This is a genomic window from Catenovulum agarivorans DS-2, from assembly GCF_000568405.1.
GTDB classification, from domain to species: Bacteria; Pseudomonadota; Gammaproteobacteria; order Enterobacterales; family Alteromonadaceae; genus Catenovulum; species Catenovulum agarivorans_A.
The window spans coordinates 89,363-112,175 of record NZ_ARZY01000010.1 but is presented as its reverse complement, the minus strand read 5'-3'; the positions used below and the strand labels follow the sequence as shown (position 1 = coordinate 112,175).

Genomic DNA, 22,813 nt, shown 5'->3' with positions numbered 1-22,813 from the left:
AATACTATGATCCAGTCATAGGTCGTTTCTACTCGAATGATCCTATTGGGTTTACTGGTGAAGTTGATACTTTTAATCGTTACTCTTACGTAGCAAATAACCCTTACAAATACGTTGATCCTGATGGTCAAGCAAAAATATATGTAGAGACACAGGGGACAGGCCACGTTGGGATCACAACTAATTATAAAGGCAATGAAGTTAACTACGATTTTGGTAGATATAAAGGCCGTTACTCTAATAGCATATATAGTGGTCCCGGTATATTAAAGAGAACAGGTGGAACGCCTAGTTCGGCAAGTTACTCTGGCTATAAGGTTTTTGATTTGGGCGTCAGTCAGGCGCTAGATAATGAAATAGCCAAAGGGTTTAGAGCGGCATTTGATGCAGGTAGCGCGACACTTCCCAAAGATGTGCTGGAAAGTTTAGCGAGTCCTTCTGAACTTTCCTCTACACAAAGGTATTCAGGAAGTGATTGGGGATTAACAGGGCCAAATTGTGTTTCACATACTTTTGGTACGTTGAAATCTACACTACAAGGGGTAATGAATCCTGAAGCTGGTTTTTCAAAAGCGTTACAATCTGAAGCCACTAATCTCTATAATAAAATAGAAAAAATGGATACCTTCATTTTCACGCCAGCAGGTGCAAAGGATGCATTAAATGAAAACTTCTAGTATGAAAAGGTTTTTCAAATTGATTATCAGTTTCTTGGTTCTATCAACAGTAATTATCATATTCATATATATGAATATTACGTTTAGCTACCCGCTTAATAACGTGCGATTAAAAGTGATAGAGTTCAAAGAATTGAATGGAAAGTACCCTAATTCACTTGACGAACTTAAAAATTCTCCAAAAGTTAAATTTATGTCGGTTTTGGAGTATCAAAATAAGGGGGATGACTTCCTACTTTACTTTTGTCCGACAAAGTTAGGGCCTTGTGAAGTATCTAATAAGTCAAAAGAACCTTTTTTTGACGAGATATAATGGGTAAAACTTTTGAATCCAAAGCCTCGCACTCTGACCTAGGAAGCGGGGCTTTGTTTTTTCTGGGGTAGCTTGCTTGGATTGTGTTCTCAAGACTGGCTAACCTGAGATCTGGTTAAGCTATTACTAAATTGACACCGCCAAGCATATCAAATTCTGGTCTAATGATGGCTTATCATCTTTTAAGCAGTAGGCTATTAATCCGCCAAGTAGGTTTAGCATGAAGCTATGTATACTGCGGTGTCTAGAGTGTTCGGTAGGCGTAAATAAGAGTTTACATAATGACAGATCACATCAAGGTTAATGACTGGGTGGATGCTTTAGAAGGCATTGCTCAAGTCATCGAAATTAAAAAAATTTATAAAGAAGAGTACCCATTGTCGTCTCTTCCACCAAGGGAGTGCGAAGTGGGGGAGCTGCTAAATACGATTATTATCCACAAAATACTTTGTAATTTTGAAGGTAAAATTCGTAAGAGAAATCATGTGCTGCATTGCTCGACAGAGGTGTGTACACCTCTATGTAACGAAAGTAAAGGAGTATTAAATGAGCTAAAAAGAACGAAAAGACAAGAGCTAGAAAAATTTAAAATTATATCTCAAACTAAAGACTTTAGTAATTACGTAAATACTTGGATTAGAGTTAAAGGTGATGATGTTCAACAGGTTATCGATTTTATCAATAGAGATTTTGAAGCATCAATTTTTAAATTTTCTGACGTCATTGATGCCTTAAAATCAGAATTTAACTACGAAGAAAGTTGGCATTTTTTTGCTAATGAAGCGGAAAATACAAAACAAATTGTTCTTAAGTTAAACAATACTAACTACAGATTTGAAGGGAAAAAGGCTGTTTTTACTAGTGTGCAGGCTTTAGTCCTTTAATGCTAACATTCTTTGATATCAAGCTTCGTAAGCGTGCGGTTTTCCCGATGTAAAAGGAAGCATGGCAAAAATCTAGTTTTTTCCAAAAATCAAACAAAAACGCCTGACAGTGTCAGGCGTTAATAAAAAATTCGCAATTCATTGTTGAGCTAGTTGCGGCTACTACTCAAACTTCTGCTCGCGTCCTAACAAAGCTAATGCACCTTCTTTTGGCGCTTTGCCTTGGTATAACACTTGGTAAATTTGATCAACAATTGGCATTTCAACCTGCATGCGTTGCGCTAGCATATACACTTCTTTGGTGTTGCGATAGCCTTCAACAACTTGACCAATATCTGACATAGCTTGCTCAACCGATTTACCTTGGCCTAATGCCAAACCAAAGCGACGGTTGCGTGATTGGTTATCAGTACAAGTTAACACTAAGTCGCCTAAACCTGCCATACCCATAAAGGTTTCTGGTTTTGCGCCGAGTGCTTCACCTAAACGACATAACTCAGTTAAGCCGCGCGTTATTAAAGCGGTACGCGCATTTGCTCCAAAACCAATACCATCCGCCATACCAGCACCAATTGCGATTACGTTTTTAACCGCGCCGCCTAGTTGTACACCAATAAAGTCGTTATTTTTATACACGCGGAAACGTTTTTCACAGTGCATTAAATCAGACAAGGTTTGAATAAAATCAGCATCGGTTGATGATACTGAAATTGCAGTTGGCATACCGGCGGCCATTTCTTTAGCAAAGGTTGGGCCGCTGACAACAGCTAAGGTACGAGACTCGCCTAATTGCTCACGCGCAACATCTTGCAATAGTCGACCACTTTCTGGTTCTAAACCTTTAGTCGCCCAAGCAAGCGAGCTATCATCACGTAAATGCGGTTTTATTTGTGCTAAAGCCTCACCAAATGCATGGCTTGGCACAACCAATAAAATATTGCGGCTATTTTGCACTACATGAGCTAAATCGGCTTGTGGTGACAATGCGGGTGGTAATGGCAAACCGGGTAAATATCGGCTGTTTTCCCTGCTTTGTTGCATAGCGGAAATTTGTGCTTCATCACGACCCCAAAGGGCTGTTTTGTGACCATTACGCGCTATACAAATGGCTAATGCGGTGCCGTACGAGCCAGCACCAATTACGCCAATATCAAATAAAGGTTCGCTCATATTAAGAATCTAATTTTTGGTTTGACTCTTGGTTTTCTTCAGCTTGCTGCGCAACTTGTTGCATGTAGCTAGCAAATAAAGCATCAAAGTTTACTGGTGCTAAGTTAAGTGGTGGGAAAGTACCACGGTTAACTAAGTTAGAAATTGCTTCACGTGCATAAGGGAATAAAATGCCAGGGCACATAGAACCAATTGTATGCGCCATTTGCTGTGGTGGTAAATTAGCAATTGCGAAAATACCCGCTTGCTCAACTTCTACTAAAAACGCAGTTTTGTCTTCAATTTTAGCCGTTACTGTAATTGATAAAACAACTTCATACGCATCACCGTCAAGTTTTTTGCTTTTAGTATCAATGTCCATTTGGACATCTGGCTTCCACTGAATGGTAAAAATTTCAGGAGAGTTTGGTGTTTCAAATGAAATATTTTTTGCAAAAATACGCTGGATAGCGAATTGAGGTGAGTTTTCACCTGCTTGTGGGTTGTTTTCTGCTGCGTTTTCTGGAGTTTGATCAGTCATGACAATACCTTTATTAAAAATTATGCGTTGAGCAATTTGTCTAATTCACCGTTGTATTCAGCGTCGAATAAATCGTCGCATCCACCAACATGATGCTCATTTATAAAAATTTGTGGCACAGCAGAACGCCCGCTCAGTTGGATCATTTCATCACGTTTTTCTGGTTGTTGATCAATGTCGATTTCATTAAATTCAACACCCTTTTGCATGAATAGTGCTTTTGCTCGACGACAAAACGGGCACCAACCTTTGCTATATATAGTTACTGTAGCCATTTAAGATTAACCTTTTGCGACAGGAAGATTTGCATTTAACCAAGCATTCATACCACCTTCAAGTAAGTTTACTTTTGGGTATCCTGCTTGACATAGTTGAGTTGCTACTTTAGCAGCACTTAAACCTGCGGTACAAACAACAATAATGGGTTTGTCTTTGTTTTTTTCAAGGGCTGCGTTTTTACCACCTTCAATTTTGTCGTTGGTAATATTTAATGCACCGGCAATGTGCCCCTTGTTGTACTCTGCCGCTGGGCGAATATCAACAATGGTTGCATCTTCACGGTTTACTAATAAGGTAAGTTGCTGCGTATTAACTCGAGTGTACGGCGCAAACTTCGCCTGAGCGAAAGTGTAGATAACCGCGAAAAATAATACGAACCAAGCACCTGTCATAATCGGGTGGTTGGAAAAAAATTGAATGTATTCTTGCATCAATAAGACCTATGAATGTTTTAATTGGGCAAGATTATAGCCTTATCGTTTAACTAAACCAATACAATCGCTTTTTGCCGGCCAAATATGCGACAATAATCGGTAATTATCTGCAACATAAGCCAGAACTGCAGGAAATCATCGGATTGCCATTGGTTTGTAGCGCAAATCTGAGTAAAATTTACTTAAATTAGAAATAACACGACAGGTATTAAGCATGACGACTGCGAAGAAACCACTAGTATTAATTATTATGGATGGTTGGGGTTACAGTGAAAACCCAACAGACAACGCGATAATGGCGGCAAATACGCCAAACTTAGACAAATTGTGGAAAGAATATCCAAGCACATTGATATCAGGCTCTGGCATGGATGTAGGTTTACCTGATGGTCAAATGGGTAATAGTGAAGTCGGCCACGTAAATTTAGGCGCAGGCCGTATTGTTTATCAAGACTTTACCCGCATAACTAAAGATATTGCTGACGGCGAATTCCAAAACAACCCTGCTTTAGCTAAAGCGGTAGACAGTGCTAAAGACGCAGGTAAAGCAGTACATATTATGGGCTTAGCTTCACCAGGTGGTGTACATAGCCATGTAGATCATATTAAAGCTATGGTTGATATGGCAGTAGCACGTGGTGCTGAGCAAGTTTATGTGCATGCATTTTTAGATGGCCGAGATACACCACCACGCAGTGCTGAAAACCCATTAGCTGAGTTAGAAGCACAATTAGCTGAATCAGGCAAAGGCCGAGTTGCCAGCATTATTGGTCGTTACTTTGCGTTAGACCGCGATAAGCGTTGGGACCGAGTGCAAGCTTGTTATGAATTATTAACTGAAGGTAAAGCGGAATTCACTGCAACAACTGCAGTTGAAGGTTTAAAAGCTGCTTACGAGCGTGACGAAAACGATGAGTTTGTAAAAGCAACAGCAATTGTTGATGCAAATGGCCAAGCTGCGACAGTAAATGATGGCGACGCTATTATCTTTATGAACTTCCGTGCTGACCGTGCGCGTGAAATTACCCGTGCATTTGTAGATACTGACTTTGACGGTTTTGAACGTGCAAAATTACCAGCATACAGCGACTTTGTTATGTTGACTCAATACGCTGCAGACATTCAAGCAAGCTGCGCATACCCGCCAACTGAGCTGGTTAATGTAATGGGCGAATGGTTGCAAAAACATGGTAAAACTCAGTTACGTATTTCTGAAACTGAAAAATACGCGCATGTTACTTTCTTCTACAGTGGTGGCCGCGAAGATGAATTTGAAGGCGAAAAACGTGTGTTGATTCCTTCTCCGCAAGTGGCAACTTACGATCTTCAACCTGAAATGAACTCAGTATTGTTAACTGATAAGTTAGTCGAAGCAATTGAAAGCCAAGAATTTGATGCAATTATTTGTAACTATCCTAATGGCGACATGGTTGGTCATACTGGTGTATTTGAAGCTGCGGTTAAAGCATGTGAAGCTGTAGATACTGCAATTGGCCGTGTAACTGAAGCGTTAGCCAAAGTGGGTGGTGAGTGTTTAATTACCGCTGACCATGGTAACGCAGAGCAAATGGTTGACCCAAATACAGGGCAAGCACATACAGCACATACTAGCGAGCCTGTACCATTTATCTACTTTGGCCGTAATGCTGAATTAGCTAAGCAAAATGGTGTATTAAGTGACGTAGCACCTACAATGTTGCACTTAATGGGTATGGAACAGCCTGCAGAAATGACAGGTCAATCTATCTTTAAATTGGTTTAAATTGAACCAGCTAAGGATTGCTCAATTAAACCAACAGCACAACAAGGCAAGCAGAACAAGTGTTTGCCTTGTTGTCTTTTATTTGCTGCAATTGTTGTTCAGCGCAAGTTGTTTGGCGAATTCAACTGCGGAAGAAACGCAGCGTAAACTTGAAAAAGTCCAGCAGCAAATTATTAGCAAACAAGATAAGCTAGATAAGAGCCACAGTAAACTTAAACAAACACAAACGCAGTTAGCACAAACTGATAGACAAATTGGTCAGGCTTCAAGAGTGTTGCGCCAAACTAAACAAGAGCTTCGGCAAACACAGAAGCAACTTAAAAAATTGTCTGCTCGCCAGCAAGAATTAGAACAACTCAAACAACAGCAGTTACAAGTATTAGAAAAGCAGTTGAATAGTGCTTATCACATCGGCCAACATGATTACTTAAAAGTATTGTTAAACCAAGATTCACCAGCCAAATTAGAACGGGTCATTAGTTATTACCAATACTTGAATAAAGCCCGCACTCAAGCGATTGAAAATTTAAAAGCTACACTAGCAGAGCTCAACCAAACCACACAAACGTTAAATCAAAAACAGCTGAGGTTAACCGAGCTGCTGGAGATAGAAGCACAAAAACAACAAGAATTAGTCAGCTTAAAGCGTCAGCAACAGCAACAAATCGATGCGTTGGCCAAACTGATAAAATCTGAATCCGCTGAAATTGAACGTTTACGCGATAATGAAATTGCATTGTCGCAAGCTTTAGAAGCATTAGCAGAAGCAATAGATGAATTACCGCAACAAGTTGAATTAAATGGCCTGCAAGATATTAAAGGTCGTTTATTGTGGCCAGCCAAAGGGCGGATTCAAAATATTTATGGCAAACGTAAATCGGGCCAGTTGCGTTGGAAAGGGGTTAAAATTGATGCAGACACAGGCGATACCGTACACAATGTTCATGCGGGCCAAGTGGTGTTTTCCGATTGGTTGAAAGGCTATGGTTTAGTGATAGTGGTTGAGCATGGCGACGGATTTATGACTTTATACGGGCACAATCAAGCACTGCTGAAAGATGTCGGGGATATTGTGCAATCTGGGGAGCCGATCGCCCTGGTCGGGCAGTCTGGTGGGCAGTCAAAACCAGGTTTGTATTTTGAAGTGCGTTATCAAGGTCAACCTCTAAATCCGATGGATTGGTGTAATTAACACTAAAAAGCTACCTAAGATATTATAATTTATACTTCAGCGACATTAGAAAAAATAAGTCGCTGAGTGCGGCATAGCTAAGCAGCCAGTCGGCGCTGTTGTTGTCACAGATCTTTAATTCCTCTGAATAAATTTATACATATGCCCCTTGTGATTTCGGGTGATCATAATATAAATATCTCCAGATGGGCTGACCGCGACATCTCGAACTCGACCAAAATCTTTTATCAATAATTCTTCTTCAACCACTTGTTTGTTGACTATTTTTACTCGGCGCAATTCTTGTGCGCCCATACCTGTTACCAACATATTGTGTTGCCATTTTGACCACTTGCTACCTTGATAAAAGTCGATGCCACCAGTGGCGATTGAGGGGACATAATAACGAATCGGTTGTTGCATGCCAGGCATATGGGTTTTATCTGTCATAGAGGTACCATCGTAATTAACCCCATATGTAATAACGGGCCAACCATAGTTTAGGCCTTTATTAATCAGGTTAATTTCATCACCCCCTTTGGGACCATGTTCAGTCGACCATAACTCGCCGGTTGTTGGATGTTTAGCTAAGCCTTGCGGATTACGATTACCATAGGTCCAAATGCTTTTATATGCGCCAGCTTGGCTTACAAACGGGTTGTCAGGTGGAATTGAGCCATCTAAATGAATGCGATGAATTTTGCCATTTGGTTTAGATAAATCTTGTGCATCAGGCCGAACACCGCGTTCACCAATTGAAAAATATAGATAGTTGTTGTCTACGACTATGCGTGAACCAAAATGGCGACCAGAGGGTAGGGCGTATTGGTCGTCAACGCTGAATATGTCTTGTTGTTCAACGAGTTTGTCGCCATCAATTCTAGCCTTCATTATTGCGGTCATGCCTTTTGGTTTGTCCCAAGCTGTGTTGATATTCTCTTTTGCGTAGGCCAAATAAATGATGTTGTTCTGAGCAAAATTAACATCTAGTGCGACATCTAATAAACCACCTTGATCATTGTTCCAAACTTTGGGCGTGCCTTTAATCAGGCGGTAGCTACCGTCTATATTCGCGTAGTAGAGGTTGCCAGTATCGCGTTCAGTCGCTAAATATTCATTGGCATTCATAAAGGTGATTGCCCAAGTTAGACTGTCGAATACGCTGAGTAGCTGTAAATCAAATTTATAATCTTCACTGCTAAACGATTTATGAAGTGCTGGTGTGTTTGCCGTGTTAGATTTGTTATTTTGCGCGATAATGAATTGAGCGACCAAATTAATTTGTTCTGCGGTTAAGCCTGTGGCAAAAGCAGGCATGCCTTTGTCTAATACACCGTTTTGAATGGTCTTGATAATCGCTTGTTGACTGCTGCCGTGTCGCCACTCACCATCAACTAAGTTAACCCCTAAACCGCCTTGCAATTGTGCGCCATGGCAGCCTGCACAGTATTGTTGATATATTGCGCTACCGCTAGGCGGTGCTGAAAATACAGTGCTGATGCAGCTTAGGTATAACAATATCAAAGTTGTAATTTTCATCATCTTCCTCGAACTATCACCTTAGTTGTAACCACCAATCCTTCAGAGGTTACGTATGTTGTGTATGGTGGGGTTATTTAAATTTATTGTTAACATTTAACTTTATTATGGTAGCATTGGTAACAAATACTGTAAACGCCTGCTGTTTAAATAAGCAATGTCGCTATTAATAGGTGTAACAAAATTAAATGTGAAGACTCTATTATGAACAAAACAACTCTGGCTTTATTCACTACGTTGTTCATGGCATTCAACATACCGGTTTTGAGTGCCACCGAGCGGTTACTTTGGGGGCATGTATACGAAACCAGTGAACCTTTACACAAATGGGCTGTATGGGCGGCTGGTGAAATTAAGCAGCAGACCGAGGGTCGTGTTGAAATAGATATTTTTCCAATTTCTATTTTAGGTAAAGAGGCTGAATTAAACGAAAGTCTTAGTTTAGGTGTGGTTGATATCATCTATACAGGGACCAGCTTTGCAGCCCAATTGTCACCTTCATTGGCAATAGCTGATTTACCTTATGTGTTTGATGGCTACTCGCATTGGCAGGCGTTTAATCACAGCGAGTTGTTGAATAAGCTTGCTGCGGAATATGCGCAAGCAACTAATGGCAATCAAATTGTGGGCAATAATTATTATGGCCAACGGCATGTAACTGCTAACCGAGCAATAGATGATTTATCTGGCATGCAAAACCTAAAAATCAGAGTGCCAAATGCCAGTATTTTTAAAGAATTCCCACTTGCAGTTGGCGCAAACCCGACACCGATTGCTTTTTCTGAAGTTTATATGGCGTTGCAACAAGGTGTAGTGGACGCACAAGAGAATCCATTGCCCACAATTAAAGCGAAAAAATTCTACGAGGTACAAAGTCATATCAATTTAACCGGTCATTTATTGGGGTCAATATTGACGATTGTCAGTAGCTATCGTTGGAATAAATTACAACCACAAGACCGAAAAATCTTAAACAAGGTGCTGCAACAGGCCGCAGCCAAAGTGTCAGAGGAAACGCGCAACAATGAGTTAGCGCTGATTGATTGGTTTGAGCAAAACGGGGTAACGGTCAATACATTAGACACACTGAAATTTAGGCAAGCAACATTAAAACGTCATGCACCTTATATCGAAAAAGTCGGAAAAGACAATTACCAAGCTTTAATTGCGCTTAACCCAAGCAATCAATCCAACAGTCAATCAGGAGAGTAACCATGGACCATTTTGAAACTCAAGTGCCAGCGATGTCGTTAAAAAATCTCCATATTGAAGATTGGTTTTGCTTAATTATATTTTGGGGGTTGGCGGTTATTTTATTTACGCAGTTTTTTAGTCGTTATGTGTTCAATTTCGCGTTTGGTTGGTCGGAAGAGCTGAGCCGTTATTTGCTCATTGTGTTGGCTTTTGCTGGTGCAAGTATTGCAAGCCGCAATACTTCCCACATTGCAATGACCTTATTCCATCGTTGGCTGCCAAATGGTTTGCTTGGCAAACTGCAAGTTGCAATTGAATGCTTTAACGTCTTGATTATTGGTATTTTAGGTTACTTTTGTTTGCAGATCATTCCGTTAATTGCGCCGCATTCTTTAGCATCTTTACAGGTTTCTTTAACCTGGGTGTATGTGTTATTGCTGGTGTTCATTCTCGCCATGTTGATACGTACCATTCGCGTAGCAATAGACAAAACAAAGATGCTGAATCAGTGCCAGTCGCGCCAGCAGGAGGAATGCTAATATGGTTATTGCCGCGTTATTTATTTCACTATTGTTGTTGATTATTTTAGGCGTACCTGTAGCGTTTGCCTTAATTGCATCGTCGTTGATTGCTATTTTAGTTGATGGGCAATTACCTGAACTGGTGGTGTTGCATCGTATGGTTGCTGGGGTCAACAGTTTTCCTTTGTTATCAATTCCCTTTTTTGTCTTTGCAGGTGCGCTGATGAATGCGTCTGGGATTACTCAGCGGATTTTTGATTTTGCAAACTCACTGGTTGGCTGGTTGCGTGGTGGTTTGGGCCATGTCAATGTTGGCGCTTCGGTCTTATTTGCTGGTATGTCAGGTGCCGCGGTCGCTGATGCGGGTGGCTTAGGTGCAATTGAAGTAAAAGCCATGCGCGACAAAGGCTATGATGCTGGATTTGCAGTGGGGATAACCGCCGCGTCTTCAACGATAGGTCCGATTATACCGCCAAGTTTACCCATCATTATATATGGGGTTATGGCGTCGGCTTCTATAGGGCAACTATTCGCTGCTGGCTTAATTCCTGGATTGTTAATGGCGCTGGGGCTTATGGCAATGATTGCTTGGTATGCAAGAAAACGTAACTACCCAAAAGATGCAGGTTTTTCTGTCAGCAAAACTTTGGTGACATTTAAATCAGCCTTCTTATCCTTGTTGACTCCAGTCATTATTATTGGAGGCATACTATTTGGAATATTTACCGCTACCGAAGCCGCAGTTGCCGCCAGTGCCTATGCTTTAGTGTTAAGTGCAGTCGTTTATAAAACGCTAACTTTCAAACAATTGATTGCGATTAGTATAGAAACAATCGAAACAACCAGCATTATTTTATTGATTATTGCCGGAGCTGCTATTTTTTCTTGGGTGTTAACCACTCAACAAATAACCGAATTGTTTACCCAATGGATGTTGGGTTTTACTGAAAATAAAACAGCATTGCTACTGCTGATGGCATTGATCCTGTTTATTGTTGGCTGTTTTATGGAAACCATTGCGGCTATCACCATATTAACGCCAATTCTATTACCCATTGCGATAAGCCTAGGTATAGACCCTGTGCACTTTGGCATTATCATGGTGCTTAATTTAATGATAGGTTTATTAACCCCACCTGTGGGCATGGTGTTGTATGTATTATCGCGCGTAACCAAAGTGCCATTTGAAACTTGCACCAAAGCAACCTTACCGTTTTTAATTCCTCTGGTTTTTGTCCTAATATTGGTGACCTTTATTCCTGAATTAACCCTGTGGTTGCCGTCTATATTGTACAAGTCGTAAATTCTTGCAGAAAACTTCACCAATTTAATCACTTTGCTTGTGGTGATTAAATTGGTTTGCTATAAAATCACGAATATTTTTACAAGCACTCAAATGCCGAGTGTACAGCATGGTAAATACAGTTGATTTAACTGTGTACACAGGATAAAAAATGACAGATATTTTAAAAATTATCGCTGAGGAATTAGCAGTACAGCCAACGCAGGTTGTTTCAGCGGTTAAGTTATTAGACGAAGGTGCAACTGTGCCTTTTATCGCCCGTTATCGTAAAGAGGTAACAGGCGGTTTAGACGATACTCAGTTACGTAATTTGGAAAACCGCCTTGGTTATTTGCGGGAATTAACCGAACGCCGCCAAGTTATTCTGAAAAATATCGAAGAGCAAGGCAAGCTGACACCTGAATTAGCCCAGTCGATTGAACAAGCTCAAAGTAAAACCGATCTAGAAGAGCTTTACCTTCCTTACAAGCCGAAACGTCGCACTAAAGGACAAATTGCAATTGAGGCAGGTTTAGAACCTCTTGCAGATGCGATCATGGCTGATTTGTCGAATGATCCACAACAGCTTGCGCAAGATTATATCAGCGCCGACAAGGGGATAGACGACACTAAAGCAGCTTTAGATGGTGCTCGTTATATTTTAATGGAACGTTTTGCGGTTGAAGCGCCACTATTAAAGCGCATTCGTCAGTATTTGACCGACAACGCAACTATTGAAGCTAAGTTGATTGATGGCAAAGAAAAAGAAGCTGCAAAATTTTCTGATTATTTTGAATTTAGCGAAAGCATTAAAACCATTCCATCACACCGTGCATTAGCAATTTTTCGTGGCCGTAATGAAGGTTTTTTGACCTTAGCGCTCAATGCTGATCCTAACAAAGACGACAATCAAACGGGTTCAATTGTCGAAAGCATGATAGCAGATTACCTAAACATTCAATGGCAAGGCCGTGCGGGTGAGACGTTTTTAAAACAAGTAATTAGTTGGACGTGGAAAGTTAAAGTATTAACGCATATGGAAACTGAGTTGTTTGCTGATGTTCGAGAACGTGCAGAATCAGGGGCGATTTCAGTATTTGCTTCTAATTTAAAAGACTTGCTAATGGCTGCACCTGCGGGTGCAAAAGTTACCATGGGGTTAGATCCAGGTATTCGAACTGGTGTGAAAGTTGCGATTGTCGACCAAACCGGCAAGTTGTTAGATACCGCAACTGTATTTCCACACCCACCACAAAATGCGTGGGATAAAAGTAAACGTACTTTAATCAACTTAATTAAAAAACATAAAGTTGAGTTAGTCAGTATTGGTAACGGCACCGCATCACGCGAAACCGATAAGTTGGCCGCAGAAATTTTGAAAGAAGCGGATGATGTAAAACTGAATAAAATTATGGTCAGTGAAGCGGGTGCGTCGGTTTATTCGGCATCCGAAACTGCGGCAAAAGAATTCCCTGATTTAGATGTAAGTTTACGTGGCGCAGTATCAATTGCTCGACGTTTACAAGATCCACTTGCTGAGCTTGTCAAAATTGAGCCAAAATCAATTGGTGTAGGCCAATATCAGCACGACGTCAACCAAAGTGCACTGAGCAAGTCGCTTGACTCGGTTATTGAAGACTGTGTAAACGCAGTGGGTGTTGACTTAAATACGGCATCGGTTCCGTTATTGTCTAAAGTATCTGGTTTAACAAAAACCATGGCGCAAAATGTTGTGGAGTTTCGCAACGAGAATGGTGGCTTTTCGAACCGCAATCAACTTAAAAAAGTTTCGCGTTTAGGTCCTAAAGCGTTTGAGCAATGTGCTGGTTTCTTAAAAATAGTCGGTGGTGACAACCCTCTAGATGCTTCGGCCGTTCACCCAGAAGCTTATCCCGTTGTTGAGAAAATTGTTGCAGCCAATGATGAGGTGGTCACCAATCTCATCGCGAACACTGACAAGTTACGTAAACTCAACGCGGCGGACTTCACCGACGAGAAATTTGGTTTACCAACAGTTCAAGATATTCTGAAAGAACTGGAAAAGCCTGGACGAGATCCTCGACCTGAGTTTAAAACAGCAACCTTTAAAGAAGGGGTTGAAACCATTGCTGATCTTAAGCCTGCAATGAAATTAGAAGGTGTGGTTACCAATGTCACTAACTTTGGTGCTTTTGTTGATATTGGTGTGCATCAGGACGGTTTAGTGCATATTTCAGCCATGTCTGAAACTTTTATCGATGATCCGCGCAAAGTGGTTAAAGCGGGTGACATTGTTAAAGTTAAAGTGATCGAAGTAGACGTACCGCGCAAACGTATTGGTCTAACCATGTGGTTAAATGACGAAGTACATGCTGACGGTCCTGCAAAGTCGGCGGGTGGCAATAAACCAGCTGCGCGCAATAAATCAAATAATGCAAGCAATCGCAATAAAGGCCGTAACCAACAAAGCTCGTTCGGTGGCAATGGTGGTGGTTTGATGAATAATGCTTTTGCTGAAGCTTTTGCTAAGGCGAAAAAGAAGTAGAAACAAAAAAGGCAAGCCATTGGCTTGCCTTTTAAAAACAATTGTTAGCTAAAATTATAGCGCAACAATGTTTTCAGCTTGAGGGCCTTTAGCACCTTGAGTTACAGTGAACTCAACCGCTTGACCTTCAGTTAATGTTTTGAAGCCTTCGCTAGCAATTGAACTGTAGTGTGCGAACACGTCAGCGCCAGACTCTTGAGCAATAAAACCAAAACCTTTTTCTTCGTTGAACCACTTAACGGTTCCTTTAACTGTATTAGACATAATATATCCTGTTCTTAAAAAAATGTGCCAAAATTGGCTGATGTAGCTTGGTTGAGAATTGAACTTAATACTGCAGAACGAGTTAATTATTATGAATAAAACAGCGAAATGTAGAATGTAAATTTAGATTGCTTCTTCAAGCTATGTTGCATAGTGTACAGCAACTAGATTGAATGTCTAGTGTAAAATTTAAACAGCCGAATTGTTCATCGCAATTGTAAATACTCAGTTTGATCTAGCACAAGGTGAAAATTTCAGTTATACCTACACTAGTGTAAACACATGCACCAGGGGAGATTTATTTTGCATATCGACGGACATCTAGTTGTCAATGCCGGCAGCTCATCGATTAAGTTTTCATTTTTTGATTTTCACTCACCCACACCAATTTTAACAGGCTTAGCTGAATGTTTATTTAGCGCACAAATTAGCTGTGTGGTTAAGTACCAACACCAAAAACATTCACTAAGAATAAAAGGCGAAGACCACAAAGCGGTATTGCTTGCTTTATTCGATTTTTTATCTGAGCAGCTACCTGATTTAAATATAGCCGCAGTAGGCCATAGAGTCGTTCATGGCGGCGAGCATTTTTCAACACCCGTATTAGTCAACGAGCAAGTGATTGAAAAAATTGCCAGTTGCAACAATTTGGCGCCACTCCACAATCCAGCCAATTTAATCGCAATTAAGCTCATTCAACAAATGCAGCCGAATTTGCCACAGGTTGTGGTATTTGACACAGCTTTCCACCAAAGTATATCGGCTGAAAAGTATTTATATGCCTTACCGTATAACTATTACCAAGACCTGCAGGTTAGGAAATATGGTTTTCATGGAACATCGCATCAATATGTCAGTCAACAAGCTGTAGCGCAACTTAACTTAGCGCAAAAAGATCATGGTCTGATTGTGGCGCATTTAGGTAATGGGGCGAGTGTTTGTGCTGTGTTTAATGGCAAATCAGTTGAGACCTCAATGGGGTTAACACCACTAGATGGCTTAATGATGGGCACTCGTTGTGGTGACTTAGACCCTGGTGTGTTTAATTATTTATGTGACAAGCTGAATTTATCGCCAACTGAGTTAACCAATATATTAAATAAAAAAAGTGGTTTGTTGGGAATATCGCAACTGAGCAACGACATGCGGACCTTATTGGAGCATGCTGAGCAAGGGCATGAGGGAGCGATATTGGCAATTGATATGTTTTGTTATCGTTTAGCAAAACATATTTGTGCGAGCACCGCTGCTTTGCCTAAGCTTGATGCGATTGTATTTACGGGTGGTATTGGCGAACATGCTGCTGCCATACGCAGTAAAACGATAGCACATTTGAAAGTGTTGCATTGCGTGCTGGATGAGCAGAAAAACTTACAGTCTTATGATGAATTTAATCCAATCCACCATAACTCGTCTTTGGTGCAATTGGCCGTTATTGCCACCAATGAAGAGTGGATGATAGCGCAGAGTGTTAGCCAACTTGTAAAAACGGCTGCGGAGGACACATTATGAAACAAACGATATTAGTTGCACCGACAGGCTATGAAACTGGGGTTACTTCGATTTGTTTGGGGTTATTTCATGCGCTGGATAAACAAGGGATTAAAGTTGCTTTTTGCAAACCTATTGCCCAAGGGAATGACACCGCCAAAGGCGTTGAGCCATCGGTTAGTTTTATTCGCCAGATAAAAAAACTACCAGTGCCTGAACCTATCACCTTGCAACAGTCTGTACAGCTTATGGCGCAGGGGAAATCGGATGACTTAATGGAGTTGGTGGTCGATAAAGTCAATCAAGCTGGCGAAGATGCTGATGTGATAATTATCGAAGGTTTGGTACCGCAAGACGATTCGCCTTTTATTCATAAAATTAACACCAGTATCGCTAACTCGTTGGATAGTCAAGTTGTACTGGTTGCAGCTGAAGGTGCTGAAAAATCGCAACAACGTGCACAAGCATGGGTGAATCAATTAAAAGTAACAGCCAATGTGTATGGACAGAGTAAAGAAGCGAATATTTTAGGGTTTGTGCTGAATAAAGTAGGTGCAAATAAACAACAAAGTAAAAGTGCATTACCAATTGAAGTTTCAGACAATCAACCGATTGAGCAGAACCTAGACCTAGCGGTATTTGAGAGCAAAGTGAGCATTGCGTGTTTAGGCGCTGTGCCGTATTCACACCAGTTAATTGCGCCACGTTTGTGTGATTTGGTAAAACATTTAAATTGTGTTGTGCTGAATGACGCTGCTGATTTAAATCGGCGCATTAATAACGTCAGTATTTGTGCTCGCACAGTGGTGAACATGGTTGACTCTTTAAAAGCGGGTGCGTTAATAGTCACGCCAGGCGACAGAGATGATATCTTTTTAGCTTGTTGTAGCGCAGCATTGAGCGGCATTCCATTGGCTGGAATTATTTTAACCGGTGGATATCAACCTGCGCCGAAATTGCTCAATATGTGTCAAAATGCTTTGGCAACGGGTTTACCTGTTATGTCGGTTGAAGAGAATACTTTTAATACTGCAATTTCGTTAAATCAACTCAACCCACATGTGCCAGTAGACGATTTACAGCGAATGGAATTGGTGATGCAGTATGTAGCCGAACATATTGATGTCGCTAAGTTGGCGAATAGAATTGATGTTAAACGACATATTCGTTTGTCTCCAGCCGCGTTTCGTCATAGCTTGATCAGTAAAGCAGCCAAACAAAAGCAGCGGATTGTATTGCCTGAAGGAGATGAAATTCGCACTGTTGAAGCTGCCATTATTTGTGCACAAAAGGGCATTGCAGATTGTATTTTATTGGCAGAACCCGAAAAAGTTTCAATGGTTGCAAATAGCTTGTCGTTGACCCTTCCTGACGGTGTGACTGTGATGAATCCAGCTAGCATTAGTGAACAATATGTAGCGCCTTTAATGGAAATGCGTAAGCACAAGGGAGTCACCGAAGCGCAAGCGGTCGAAATGCTGGAAGACCCAGTGGTGATAGGCACTATGATGTTAGCACTTGAGCAAGTGGATGGGTTAGTTTCTGGTGCGGTTAATACCACTGCAAATACTGTGCGTCCAGCATTGCAGCTGATTAAAACTAAACCTGAAAGCAGTATTGTTTCGTCGATCTTTTTTATGTGTTTACCCGATCAAGTGTTAATTTATGGGGATTGTGCTATCAATCCTGATCCCACTGCAGAGCAACTGGCCGAAATTGCCTGCCAAGCCGGTGACTCTGCATTGGCTTTTGGTATTGAACCCAAAATTGCCATGATTAGTTATAGCACTGGTAGCAGTGGCCATGGTCAAGATGTCGAGAAGGTTAAATTAGCTACCGAATTAGCTAAAGCGAAACGCCCAGATCTTCTGATTGATGGGCCTCTGCAATACGATGCTGCTAGTGTTGCATCTGTGGCTAAAAGCAAAGCACCAAATAGTCCAGTAGCAGGCCAGGCAACGGTATTTGTATTCCCTGATTTAAACACGGGTAATACAACTTATAAAGCAGTTCAGCGCTCTGCCAATGTAGTCAGCATAGGGCCTATGCTGCAAGGTTTGCGTAAGCCGGTGAATGATTTAAGTCGTGGAGCTTTGGTTGAAGACATTGTGTATACCATAGCGCTTACAGCTATTCAGGCACAGTTTGAACGCTCTAACGGGCAAAACCAAACTCACTAGGTTGCATCCAGTACCGGGTATTCGTCCAGTCTGTGTCAGCTGACATGATTGGGTTATCAATTAAGATATGTCGAGTACCTGGTTCAACTGATAGTGGGAAAATATGTCCAGTGAGTAGATGATTTTGCATATGTTTAATCAGCGCACCGTTGTCTATCATCTTTTCTAATCCGTCTTCAATCCATTGCGCCAGTTCTTTATTGTGTTTGGCGGTAAAGAAATATACTGCAAACGGGTAATGCAGAATAATTTTTTGATAATGATAAAGGTCAGGATACTGCAGTTGTCTCACTCTTACTTCATTATAACCATCATGATATGGTCTAGGGAAATAATCACAGCGCTTGGCATGAACTCGTTTAAAAATGTTTTCATACATGGTGTTGGTCACCACAGGCAATTGTGCTGACTTTAAGATATGTACATCAGGCCAATGAGCACCTTGGCATGCAGTGTAGTTACGTAGCTGAGCTAAGTTCTCTACTTGCTCAAACTGAACCACTGAATCTTTGTGAATGATAAAGGTTCGGTAACCTATGAGTCCTCGGCTGGTCGGTATTTTTATCGGGTGTAAAGCTTGCTCTTTTTTGCCATCGGTTCCAAACCAGTATACGTCTATTTTTTCGCCTTTAATAAGTTCGTGGTAAGCCCTAGCTTCGGGCATATGCAAAGAAGTAACAATTCGAGGGATGGTGCGACCGTTTGAGCCATGCTCTAAGGCTTTTTCCAACAATGAAACGTGATAATGATGACCAATATCTAAATGCGAACGCGGCTGAGGAATATAGACAACACTAACAGCCGACATAGCCATACTGCTATACACAGATAGAATAAACGCATATATGAATATAGTTATTAAATTGGACACAGATCGGCTCATGAATGAATATTAATCAGAGTATAATCGCTAACAAACGGATTTTCCTGTTGCGGGCCGCATAATCTGCAACCCGACTGTTTACTTTAATTGCCAGCTACTGTCATTTGTTCAACGATAACAGAGCCGGTTTGAATAGAGCCTTTGGGGTCTACATCATCGCCAATTGCGACAATATTTTTAAACATATCTTGCAGTTTGCCAGCTATGGTAATTTCGCTAACAGGGTATTGGATTTGACCATTCTCAACCCAAAAACCAGCAGCGCCGCGTGAATAGTCGCCATTAACCAAGTTAACTCCTTGCCCCATCATTTCCGTGACCAGCAGGCCGGTGCCGAGTTTTTGTAGCATTTGTTCAAATGCACCACCGCCAGCACTGACTAACCAGTTATGAATGCCTCCTGCATGGCCTGTGGTTTGTTCACCTAACTTGCGTGCGGCATAGCTACTTAACAACCAGGTATTTAATATTCCGTCAGTGACAATTTGGCGTTGTTTGGTGGCGACGCCTTCAGAGTCAAACATTCGGCTGGATAGTCCTTGGGCGATAAATGGATCTTCGCGTATGGTCAACCAATCTGGGAATATTTGGGTTCCTTTTGCATCGAGTAAAAATGACGCTTTACGGTATAAGTTACCGCCACTGATAGCACCAATAAAATGGCCAAATAAACTGCTGGCAATTTCGCTGTTGAACATAACTGGGACTTTACAGGTTTTGACTTTTTGCGCATCAAGGCGTTCGACCACTTCTTTTGCGGCTTTTTGTCCAACAAATTCAGCGCTGTCCAATTTGCTCATTAGGCGTGAAACTGTATAGGCATAGTCTCGTTGCATATCTTGAGCAGAGTTCGCAATTAACGAACAACTTAAGCTGTGTCTGGAGCTAGGGTAGCTGGCAATCAGCCCTGTCGAGTTGCCATATACTTTAAAACCTTGGTGTGAAGAAAAAGACGCACCGTCACTATTGGTAATTAACTTGTTGGCTTGCAAACCCGCTTTTTCACATGCGAGCGTTAATTCAATCGCTTGTTCTGTTGATATATTGGAAGGATGGTATAAGTCTAAATCGCGCAGTTGCTCTGCTTTTACCATTAGCTCAGGATCAGCGATTCCCGAAAACGGATCTTCAGAGGTATATTTTGCGATATTGCATGCTGCTTCAACTGTTTGTTTGAGTGCCGCAGTGGATAAATCAGAGGTAGATGCGCTGCCTTTCTTTTGGCCAAACCATACAGCAATCCCCAGTGCACCACCATAGTCATACTCAACGGTTTCAAGCTCTTGCATCCGGCAACTAACTGATAACCCTTGTTGTTTTGAGATTGACACTTCGGCACTCGTTGCGCCAAGTTTTTTAGCAAGTGCCAGCGCATCGGCAACCGCTACTTTTACTGAATCTATTTCTTGAAGCATATTCTTATTCAAATAATACAAAGCATATAACTTAGTGTAACATATACCTAAGTTACTTGAAGGTGATAGCGTTTTTAACCGTTAAAAAGCCGAATAAGTAGCTACGAATAGGCTATAGTTTACACAAGTATGATTATCGTTAAGTGAGTGGTATGAACGACGAATGGCAAAATGAAGTCGATCCAGACGAAGAAATTATTTATATCAGTAAATCTGAGTTAAAACGTGATGCAATAATGCATTTAGAACTGGGTGAGAAGCTAATTAATTTGTCTCCAGCAAATTTAGAAAAAATTCCAATGGATGCTGAATTATCGGAAGCTGTACATTTAGCCGTTAAAATTAGGAATAAACATGGCGCATTTAAGCGTCAGGTCAACTATGTCGGGAAATTGCTCCGTTCTCGGGAGCTAGAGCCGATCAATATTGCGATAGCTAAAGTGGAAAATCAGCACCTGATTGCCAATCAATATTTCCATAAGCTTGAAAACTTGCGTGATCAAGTGATTGAGCAAGGGGATGACGCAATTAATCAATTGTTAGCCGAATATCCAGATTTAGAGCGTCCTAAATTGCGTCAGTTGGTCCGCCAGGCTAAAAAAGAAGCTTCATTAAATAAACCACCAAAATCAGCTCGACAAATTTTTCAGTATTTAAAAGAAAATATTCCCGCAGAAGATTAGCTGTTAATCCCTTAAAGCTTAAAAACTTTCACTTGCTGAGTTAAATGCTCAGCAAGATCGGATAAATCTTGCGCTGTGCTTTGTGTCCGCTTGCTCACTAGTGTGACTGTATCACCAATTTGTTTAAAAGAGGCTATTTTGTTGTTGAGTTGTTCAACGTCATTTTGCGCACTTCGGGCAAACTGCGCAGATTGTTCGCTGCTGCTGCTGAGTGCGAGCATTACGCCGCGAGTAACTTCTAGCTCGTCAACCAGTTGGCTTGCTTGTTCCACCGACACTTGTACTTTTTGCTGATTAGAATCCATAGTACTTTGTGCCGAACCTATTGATTCGACCACTGTGACCAATATCTGATTAATTTCTACTGTCGATTGATGGGTGCGTGTTGCTAGTGTTCTAACTTCATCTGCAACCACTGCAAATCCTCGGCCGGATTCACCTGCGCGTGCAGCTTCAATTGCAGCGTTGAGAGCTAGTAAATTGGTTTGAGCGGCTATATCGGCTATTGTGCCAACCACGCTTGAAACATTGTCACCCGCCAGTTGCAATTGTGCCAAGATGTCTGCTGTTTGTTTGATGTCAGTTGCCAGTACTTGGATATTGTCAGAGGTGGTTTGTACTTGCTGTTGCAATGAGGTTATTACGTTTGCGCCCTGTTCAGCTTGGTTTGCCGCTTCAGAGGAACAATTTACGCTGTTGTCCATGTGCGCATTTAAATTATCAATTTGTCCTGCTAAATAACCAAGTGCATCTGCCAATTCTCGGTTAATTTGCTGTGATTGCTGGCCGTTATGCTCCAAAGAGGTTGTTGCTTCGGTAATATCACTTACCGCGGTTGAGACTTTTTGTAGACTTTGTCTGAAAACTGCAAGCAGATGGGATAGTTGGTGAGATATGTCGCCAATTTCATCTTTACTGCGGGTGGTAAGCTGTTTGGTTAAGTCGTGCTGCTCAGCAATGTTTTTAATATTGCTAGATGTGTCACGCACAGGTATTGAGATGAGTTTGTTCGCAAGCAAGTAGGCTGTTGCAGATACTAGTACTATTAATGCAAATTGGGCATAAATAGCTGTTTGGCTATCCGACAATGAGCTAGCTAGTTCATCAATATTCGCCGACATATGATTTGATATTTTTTGTGCGTTTTCTTCAAGCTGCTGTTTAATTTGTTGTTTGCTCTGTTCCAGTTGGTTAAGTACATTCCGAGCCAAATCCCAATCCACTGAATTGGCCGACATGATGGCATGTAGTCTTTGCAGCTGCTGGGTAAATGAGCTCGTTTGTTCGAATGTGTTTACGTTAATTATCTCGAGATAGACTTGGTTTTTCTCTGTATAACTTTTTGTACTTATTGTGGTGCCGTACAGGGCATATGCATTGATCACTAATTGGTTGTAGGCGTTGTTTAATACTGCGGTTTGCCTGTACTCTGGCAGGGTTTGTTGAATCAACTCTTCTTTTTTATCGAGTACTTGCTTATAACTAAATTCTAATAAGATGGCGGTTAATAGGCCAATTAGCCCGATTAATAAATAACCCACCATCATCTTGCTGTTTACAGTGCGAAATATCGGCATTAGTATTTTCCAAATATTATCGGTCTACTAGAATGATAATAGACCGATTA

Annotated in this window: 20 protein-coding genes and 1 pseudogene; 11 read left to right on the top strand and 10 right to left on the bottom strand. The window is 41.2% G+C overall.

All coding sequences use genetic code 11. The features are described 5' to 3' along the window. A partial coding sequence (locus DS2_RS07595; protein WP_035014085.1) for an RHS repeat-associated core domain-containing protein occupies window positions 1–677 on the top strand: 677 nt, incomplete at its 5' end. Window positions 678–1,116: 439 nt separating this feature from the next. Here DS2_RS07595 and DS2_RS20415 read toward each other — a convergent pair. Then, window positions 1,117–1,245: pseudogene (locus DS2_RS20415) on the bottom strand (IS982 family transposase); the annotation flags it as partial. 26 nt (window positions 1,246–1,271) lie between these two features. Here DS2_RS20415 and DS2_RS07585 point away from each other — a divergent pair. Then, a complete protein-coding gene (locus tag DS2_RS07585) occupies window positions 1,272–1,874 on the top strand; it encodes a hypothetical protein (protein WP_035014083.1) in 603 nt (200 codons plus the stop codon). A 162-nt stretch (window positions 1,875–2,036) separates the two neighbouring features. Here the strand turns inward: DS2_RS07585 and gpsA are convergent, their stop codons facing one another. From gpsA to DS2_RS07565, 4 genes are read right to left on the bottom strand one after another with little or no spacing between them, the layout of a single operon-like run. Next, on the bottom strand, window positions 2,037–3,044 hold the full coding sequence (gene gpsA, locus DS2_RS07580; protein WP_035014082.1) for an NAD(P)H-dependent glycerol-3-phosphate dehydrogenase: 1,008 nt from the start codon (window positions 3,042–3,044) through the stop codon (window positions 2,037–2,039). Window position 3,045: 1 nt separating this feature from the next. Continuing rightward, window positions 3,046–3,564: a protein-export chaperone SecB gene (secB, locus tag DS2_RS07575; RefSeq protein WP_035014081.1), complete on the bottom strand. Its 519-nt coding sequence runs from the start codon at window positions 3,562–3,564 to the stop codon at window positions 3,046–3,048. Window positions 3,565–3,584: 20 nt separating this feature from the next. Continuing rightward, window positions 3,585–3,839: a glutaredoxin 3 gene (gene grxC / locus DS2_RS07570; protein WP_035014080.1), complete on the bottom strand. Its 255-nt coding sequence runs from the start codon at window positions 3,837–3,839 to the stop codon at window positions 3,585–3,587. Between the two features lie 6 nt (window positions 3,840–3,845). Then, a complete protein-coding gene (locus DS2_RS07565) occupies window positions 3,846–4,274 on the bottom strand; it encodes a rhodanese-like domain-containing protein (protein ID WP_035014079.1) in 429 nt (142 codons plus the stop codon). A gap of 217 nt (window positions 4,275–4,491) precedes the next feature. Between DS2_RS07565 and gpmM the strand changes: the two genes are divergently transcribed. Together gpmM and DS2_RS07555 are read left to right on the top strand one after the other, a co-directional pair. Beyond that, window positions 4,492–6,039, top strand: coding sequence for a 2,3-bisphosphoglycerate-independent phosphoglycerate mutase (gpmM, locus tag DS2_RS07560; protein WP_035014078.1), 1,548 nt, complete (start codon window positions 4,492–4,494; stop codon window positions 6,037–6,039). A 112-nt stretch (window positions 6,040–6,151) separates the two neighbouring features. Next, window positions 6,152–7,231 carry a murein hydrolase activator EnvC family protein gene (locus DS2_RS07555; RefSeq protein ID WP_235188558.1) on the top strand — a complete coding sequence of 360 codons (1,080 nt, stop codon included), beginning with the start codon at window positions 6,152–6,154 and terminating at the stop codon, window positions 7,229–7,231. A gap of 114 nt (window positions 7,232–7,345) precedes the next feature. Here the strand turns inward: DS2_RS07555 and DS2_RS07550 are convergent, their stop codons facing one another. Continuing rightward, window positions 7,346–8,749: a PQQ-dependent sugar dehydrogenase gene (locus DS2_RS07550; protein ID WP_051479716.1), complete on the bottom strand. Its 1,404-nt coding sequence runs from the start codon at window positions 8,747–8,749 to the stop codon at window positions 7,346–7,348. Between the two features lie 204 nt (window positions 8,750–8,953). Between DS2_RS07550 and DS2_RS07545 the strand changes: the two genes are divergently transcribed. The 4 genes from DS2_RS07545 (at window position 8,954) to DS2_RS07530 (ending at window position 14,270) form a co-directional block, all read left to right on the top strand. Next, window positions 8,954–9,961 (top strand): DctP family TRAP transporter solute-binding subunit, encoded by a 1,008-nt coding sequence (locus tag DS2_RS07545; RefSeq protein WP_235188557.1) that lies wholly within the window; start codon window positions 8,954–8,956, stop codon window positions 9,959–9,961. Window positions 9,962–9,963: 2 nt separating this feature from the next. Then, the gene (locus DS2_RS07540; RefSeq protein WP_051479715.1) at window positions 9,964–10,482 is read left to right on the top strand and encodes a TRAP transporter small permease; all 519 of its coding nucleotides are present in this window, start codon (window positions 9,964–9,966) and stop codon (window positions 10,480–10,482) included. A gap of 1 nt (window position 10,483) precedes the next feature. Then, on the top strand, window positions 10,484–11,767 hold the full coding sequence (locus DS2_RS07535; RefSeq protein WP_035014076.1) for a TRAP transporter large permease: 1,284 nt from the start codon (window positions 10,484–10,486) through the stop codon (window positions 11,765–11,767). Between the two features lie 151 nt (window positions 11,768–11,918). Then, the gene (locus DS2_RS07530) at window positions 11,919–14,270 is read left to right on the top strand and encodes a Tex family protein (protein ID WP_035014075.1); all 2,352 of its coding nucleotides are present in this window, start codon (window positions 11,919–11,921) and stop codon (window positions 14,268–14,270) included. A gap of 54 nt (window positions 14,271–14,324) precedes the next feature. Here DS2_RS07530 and DS2_RS07525 read toward each other — a convergent pair whose 3' ends face one another. Beyond that, window positions 14,325–14,534, bottom strand: coding sequence for a cold-shock protein (locus DS2_RS07525; protein WP_035014074.1), 210 nt, complete (start codon window positions 14,532–14,534; stop codon window positions 14,325–14,327). A gap of 303 nt (window positions 14,535–14,837) precedes the next feature. Between DS2_RS07525 and DS2_RS07520 the strand changes: the two genes are divergently transcribed. Continuing rightward, entirely contained in the window at window positions 14,838–16,046 is a 1,209-nt protein-coding gene (locus DS2_RS07520; protein WP_035014106.1) for an acetate/propionate family kinase, read from the top strand. Beyond that, entirely contained in the window at window positions 16,043–18,205 is a 2,163-nt protein-coding gene (gene pta, locus DS2_RS07515; RefSeq protein ID WP_035014073.1) for a phosphate acetyltransferase, read from the top strand. The genes DS2_RS07520 and pta overlap by 4 nt, the downstream gene beginning before the upstream one ends. Here the strand turns inward: pta and DS2_RS07510 are convergent. Further along, the gene (locus DS2_RS07510; protein WP_200870126.1) at window positions 18,180–19,013 is read right to left on the bottom strand and encodes a hypothetical protein; all 834 of its coding nucleotides are present in this window, start codon (window positions 19,011–19,013) and stop codon (window positions 18,180–18,182) included. The two genes, pta and DS2_RS07510, sit on opposite strands and share 26 nt — an antisense overlap. A 158-nt stretch (window positions 19,014–19,171) precedes the next feature. After that, window positions 19,172–20,503, bottom strand: a complete 1,332-nt coding sequence (pmbA, locus tag DS2_RS07505) for a metalloprotease PmbA (protein ID WP_035014070.1) — start codon at window positions 20,501–20,503, stop codon at window positions 19,172–19,174. A 152-nt stretch (window positions 20,504–20,655) separates the two neighbouring features. Between pmbA and yjgA the strand changes: the two genes are divergently transcribed. Continuing rightward, the gene (gene yjgA, locus DS2_RS07500; protein WP_081754222.1) at window positions 20,656–21,186 is read left to right on the top strand and encodes a ribosome biogenesis factor YjgA; all 531 of its coding nucleotides are present in this window, start codon (window positions 20,656–20,658) and stop codon (window positions 21,184–21,186) included. Window positions 21,187–21,197: 11 nt separating this feature from the next. On the opposite strand, the gene DS2_RS07495 is transcribed toward yjgA, so the two are convergent. After that, on the bottom strand, window positions 21,198–22,763 hold the full coding sequence (locus DS2_RS07495; RefSeq protein ID WP_035014067.1) for a methyl-accepting chemotaxis protein: 1,566 nt from the start codon (window positions 22,761–22,763) through the stop codon (window positions 21,198–21,200). Between the last annotated feature and the right edge of the window lie 50 nt (window positions 22,764–22,813).

What these genes read in the sequence shown, in the direction of transcription:
- DS2_RS07585 (WP_035014083.1), top strand. Translation starts at nt 1,272, where the DNA reads ATGACAGATCACATCAAGGTTAATGACTGGGTGGATGCTTTAGAAGGC.
- gpsA (WP_035014082.1), bottom strand. Translation starts at nt 3,044, where the DNA reads ATGAGCGAACCTTTATTTGATATTGGCGTAATTGGTGCTGGCTCGTAC.
- secB (WP_035014081.1), bottom strand. Translation starts at nt 3,564, where the DNA reads ATGACTGATCAAACTCCAGAAAACGCAGCAGAAAACAACCCACAAGCA.
- grxC (WP_035014080.1), bottom strand. Translation starts at nt 3,839, where the DNA reads ATGGCTACAGTAACTATATATAGCAAAGGTTGGTGCCCGTTTTGTCGT.
- DS2_RS07565 (WP_035014079.1), bottom strand. Translation starts at nt 4,274, where the DNA reads ATGCAAGAATACATTCAATTTTTTTCCAACCACCCGATTATGACAGGT.
- gpmM (WP_035014078.1), top strand. Translation starts at nt 4,492, where the DNA reads ATGACGACTGCGAAGAAACCACTAGTATTAATTATTATGGATGGTTGG.
- DS2_RS07550 (WP_051479716.1), bottom strand. Translation starts at nt 8,749, where the DNA reads ATGAAAATTACAACTTTGATATTGTTATACCTAAGCTGCATCAGCACT.
- DS2_RS07545 (WP_235188557.1), top strand. Translation starts at nt 8,954, where the DNA reads ATGAACAAAACAACTCTGGCTTTATTCACTACGTTGTTCATGGCATTC.
- DS2_RS07540 (WP_051479715.1), top strand. Translation starts at nt 9,964, where the DNA reads ATGGACCATTTTGAAACTCAAGTGCCAGCGATGTCGTTAAAAAATCTC.
- DS2_RS07535 (WP_035014076.1), top strand. Translation starts at nt 10,484, where the DNA reads ATGGTTATTGCCGCGTTATTTATTTCACTATTGTTGTTGATTATTTTA.
- DS2_RS07530 (WP_035014075.1), top strand. Translation starts at nt 11,919, where the DNA reads ATGACAGATATTTTAAAAATTATCGCTGAGGAATTAGCAGTACAGCCA.
- DS2_RS07525 (WP_035014074.1), bottom strand. Translation starts at nt 14,534, where the DNA reads ATGTCTAATACAGTTAAAGGAACCGTTAAGTGGTTCAACGAAGAAAAA.
- pta (WP_035014073.1), top strand. Translation starts at nt 16,043, where the DNA reads ATGAAACAAACGATATTAGTTGCACCGACAGGCTATGAAACTGGGGTT.
- DS2_RS07510 (WP_200870126.1), bottom strand. Translation starts at nt 19,013, where the DNA reads ATGTCGGCTGTTAGTGTTGTCTATATTCCTCAGCCGCGTTCGCATTTA.
- pmbA (WP_035014070.1), bottom strand. Translation starts at nt 20,503, where the DNA reads ATGCTTCAAGAAATAGATTCAGTAAAAGTAGCGGTTGCCGATGCGCTG.
- yjgA (WP_081754222.1), top strand. Translation starts at nt 20,656, where the DNA reads ATGAACGACGAATGGCAAAATGAAGTCGATCCAGACGAAGAAATTATT.
- DS2_RS07495 (WP_035014067.1), bottom strand. Translation starts at nt 22,763, where the DNA reads ATGCCGATATTTCGCACTGTAAACAGCAAGATGATGGTGGGTTATTTA.